Annotated in this window: 2 protein-coding genes and 2 pseudogenes; 1 reads left to right on the top strand and 3 read right to left on the bottom strand. The window is 65.4% G+C overall.

Annotated features, from left to right (window positions below):
• Nucleotides 1-435 (bottom strand): annotated as a pseudogene (locus AC2VOU_RS06565) (class I SAM-dependent methyltransferase); the annotation flags it as partial.
• Between the two features lie 92 nt (nucleotides 436-527).
• Here AC2VOU_RS06565 and AC2VOU_RS06560 point away from each other — a divergent pair.
• On the top strand, nucleotides 528-1,484 hold the full coding sequence (locus tag AC2VOU_RS06560) for a nucleoside hydrolase (protein WP_054880612.1): 957 nt from the start codon (nucleotides 528-530) through the stop codon (nucleotides 1,482-1,484).
• A gap of 257 nt (nucleotides 1,485-1,741) precedes the next feature.
• Here AC2VOU_RS06560 and AC2VOU_RS06555 read toward each other — a convergent pair.
• Nucleotides 1,742-3,011 (bottom strand): annotated as a pseudogene (locus AC2VOU_RS06555) (DNA polymerase Y family protein); the annotation flags it as partial.
• 24 nt (nucleotides 3,012-3,035) lie between these two features.
• Nucleotides 3,036-3,716 carry a hypothetical protein gene (locus tag AC2VOU_RS06550; protein WP_486956640.1) on the bottom strand — a complete coding sequence of 227 codons (681 nt, stop codon included), beginning with the start codon at nucleotides 3,714-3,716 and terminating at the stop codon, nucleotides 3,036-3,038.
• Between the last annotated feature and the right edge of the window lie 441 nt (nucleotides 3,717-4,157).

Genomic DNA, 4,157 nt, shown 5'->3' with positions numbered 1-4,157 from the left:
CACCGCTGTGAGAGTTGGGGGCAGAGTGATCGTCAGCAGGTCGCGTGCCCCGCATTTACCTCGTTCGACTACTTCTTTGGGATACAGCCCGGTGGTGGTGTGCAGCAGCAGCATGATCCCGTCGGCAGGCAGCACGCGGTGCGCCATACTGAAAAACGCGTCGTAGCGCTCATGCCCAAAATGCTCGAAAGCGGGCGCTTTCGGACTGCGCGATCAATTGCCTGACATGAGTGGCCTGGTTGCGGCTCAGCGTGAGGCCACGACGTTGACGTCGTGTGCTTGCACCGCGCATCAGCCGAGCACGAGATCGGTCTTGGCGATCTGGACCTCTTCCAGCGTCATGCCGTCGCGTTCGAAAAAGGCGCGGCTATACGTCTGGGTCGGGTCAAGAAACAACCGGAAGAAGTCGTCGGACAGGTCGTAGTGCGCCTGCACGTCGTCGAAGTGCGGAGTTAAGTCGGCTGTTGGGGATTCGGGTGTTTGGACACCGTGACAGCCTAATCACCAGTCCCAGTATCGTTACCGCGATGAACCCCGTTTTCGTCGACGTCGACACCGGCATCGATGATGCCGTGGCGTTGGTATATCTGCTGGCCAGCGCTGACGCCGATCTCGTCGGCATCGCCTCGACCGGCGGAAATATTGAAGTCGAGCAGGTGTGCGCGAACAACCTCGGCTTGCTCGAATTGTGCCGGGCCGCGGCCATACCCGTGTGCAAAGGCGCCGACGAGCCACTGAGCGGCCAGTGGCCTGAGCACGCAAAATTCCACGGCCCCAAAGGTTTAGGCTATGCCGAGCTGCCCTCCACTGAACGCCGGATTGCCAGTTACGACGCCACGACGGCCTGGATAGCTGCGGCTCGAGCCAACGCGGGGAACCTGATCGGCCTCGTCACCGGGCCGCTGACCAACCTGGCTTTGGCACTGCGCGCCGAGCCGGCACTCCCGACGCTGCTGCGCCGACTGGTGATCATGGGCGGCGTGTTCGACGGCTCCGGCCAGGGTAACGTCGCGGCAGAATGGAACATCAGGGTGGACCCAGAGGCAGCGAGCGAGGTATTTGCGGCTTGGGCTGGGCAACAACAACTTCCGATCGTATGCGGCTTGGATCTGACCCGGCAGGTGGTAATGACGCCGGACATCCTCGCCAAGCTGGTGTCTACCGCAGGTCCGTCTCCGTTGATCCAGGTGATCGGGGACGCGCTGCGGTTCTACTTCGAGTCTCACCAGGCTCGCGACCTAGGTTACGTGGCATATATGCATGATCCGCTGGCCGCAGCGGTCGCGCTGGACCCGGACTTGGTGACGACCCGGGCCGCGACGGTGGAGGTCGAGCTGGCAGATCCGCGCGGCTTGACGGTCGCCGACTGGTCCTCGGATCGAAAGCCCAACGCCCTGATCGGCATTGGCGTAGACCCTGCGGCGTTTTTCGACCGGCTGATTGGGCGGGTCGGACCGTTCGCAGGTCGGGCACACCGAACGTAACAGCGATGCCATACGGCGGGCACCAAAAATTGGTGGTTTAGCCGCAATGTGAATGGGCACCTATTGCGACATGACCATACGCCGCATCGTTCTGTTTCTTGGTCCTGCGGTAGTGGCGGCATCAGGCCTGAGCACTTCGGTCCTTGCTACCTTCGCTTGGCCATCTGCGGCCGCCCAGCCATGCCACGACGTGGAGGTGGTGTTCGCGGGCAGTTGGCGCGAGCGGAGGTGAGGGGCCTAGGACGCGCTACGGACGCTTACTCGTAGCTGCCTTCTAGATACCACCGCCGCTGGCGGTAGCACAGCAGCAGCGCACGCTCGCTGCCCAGCAGTACCTGGGCGCGGGCGGTGCGACCCCCTTGACCGGCCGCCGACCGGTCCTGATCCCACCACCGCTCGTCGACCGGCCAAGGTCCGGCCCACCAGCACAGCGTGTCCTCCCGACCGCGGACGGTCAGTCGGGCAGGCTCAGCGGAGAACATCCCCCGACTGGTCACCCGTATCGGATTCCCCTGTGCATCAAGTAATTCCACTGGGTCGTCGAGCAGCACCGCCGGCGACGGCTTCCGAAGTTGGCCGGGCCACGGTTGACCCGGGTCGGCCTGCGGTGCCGGCTCGTCGCCCAGCGGGGTCAACGTGATGCGTTCGGCCGGCCCGCGACCGCCGGACAGTACAGGCACCCGCACCGCCTCCGGGCCGAGCAAGCCCTGCACCCGCACCAGCGCCCGTCGAGCCCGAAGTTTGTCCTGCTCCCCGAGACCACCCCATAACGGCAACTGCAGTGCCTCGGCGGCCACCGCCTGCAGCCGTAATAGCGTCAGCTCGGCGGTCCGGTGAGCAGACCTGAGCATTTCGGTTGCTCAACCAGCCATCCAGTTGCCAACGCACCCGGTCGGCGGTGGCATCCTCGGTCAACGGCTCGGCGCACCGCCATACCCGAGTCAACTCTTCGGCATTGGCGGTGACAGCGTGGATGGCCAGCCGGGTACAGCCCACTCCAGCGGCCCTCAGCGCCTGATGCAGTGCGCCGGCCAGTGAGCGCCCAGCGAAGGCCGCGGCATCAATCCGGTCGATCGGCGGATCGCAGAGCAACACGGCCTCAAGTTCCGGCGGCACCTCACGTCCGGAAGGCGGGCGTTCGGGTGCGCCGCGGGCGAACCGATGTGCGGCCGCCCCGTCGGCGCCGAACCTGGAGGCCACATCGGTAGCCGACAGTGCGGCGAACTACCCGATGGGGCGAATCCCCATCCGCCACAACAAATCCGCTAGTTCTCCTCGTCGGGGACCGGACAGACTCGGCTCGGCGGCAAGTTGTCGGATCGACAACAGCGACAAGAACCGCGCATCCTGTCCAGGCCCAATGACCCGGCCCGCACGCGCTGCGAAGACCGCGGTGGATAACTGGTCGGCGATCCCGACCTGACACTCAGAGCCGGCCGCGGCCACCGCATCAATCAGCCGCTCGGCAGCCTGCTGTTCGGACCCGAAATAGCGGGCCGCTCCGCGCACCGGCAACACCCGGGAACCGGAACCGGAAAAAGCCACCCGAAATCACCCGGCTCGCGCCCGGCCGCCCACCCGTCTGCCCGCACACACACCGCTGACCTGCAACCGCACCCCACTGATGCGCCCGAATCCGGGAGTGGGTGCGCCCTGGTTGCTCGCCGTGATCTCATAGCCGCAGACCCGGGCCTCCAACCGTGTCGGCGCCCCTTGCCAGTCGCCGTCGGTGACCAGCAAGGTGCAGCCTCTATGTCGGGCGCGGGCTAGCACTGCCCGCGCCCGGGGGTGCGGTACCCGTCGCCCGCCGAAACCTAGGACCACCAGGTCCATGCCGTCGACAAGCACCGCGACCACCTCCACCGGATCGGTCCCGGGATCCGGTATCACCGCGAGCCAGCTCAGGTCAGCCCCCATCTCCACAGCGGCCAGCAGTCCGACATCAGGCAGGCCGACGATAGCCGCGTCGCCCCCGGCGGCCGTCACCGCGGCAACCATGCCCAACAGCAGTGACCGAGCTCCCGACAGCACCGCCACCGTTCCCCGGCGTAACAGTGCCGGCCCCTCGGGTGCCAGCGCCTCAGCAAGCCACTGCGGGATGGCCAGCCGGGATTCCGGCTCCGGCAGCAAGTCAGCAGGGCGGGTGCCGACTTGCATGGACGCCCGGCGCAACGATTCGAGCTGCTCAGCGCGATTTCCATACCGCTGGTCGGGGGCGAAAGCCGCAATCATGACTAGCCTCCTACTAGCTTTCTCGAGACCACCTTATTCGAATATACGTTCGAGTAAACACGGGCCTCCGGCACCCGTCAAGCCATCGCCCGCCGGCTGGTCAACGAGGCCGGCGGGTGCTGAAACTCGGTTTACTATTGCCTACGGCAAGCGCGAGTTCGGGGACAAGAAACGCTCGGGGGTCTGGCCGCACCACACTGATTCAACGCGTGCCAGACGCTGATATGACCAAACTTGTCGATGCGCCCACGAAAGGACTCCTGATGAGCACGGGTATGGGTATACCGCTGCGCGCGGCTCGCATCATGCTGATCCTGGGACTGCTGCTGGCAATCCTGCCGGCGTGCGGTTCCTCAGGGCCACATCACAAGCTAATGATCGGTGTGTCCTACCCGACCGCAAACAGTCCGTTCTGGAATGCCTACACACGCTTTATCGACG

The sequence above is a fragment of the Mycobacterium sp. TH-M25 genome (genome assembly GCF_057473665.1).
Note: the sequence above shows the minus strand (reverse complement) of the source record. Positions and strands in the feature narration are given on the sequence as shown.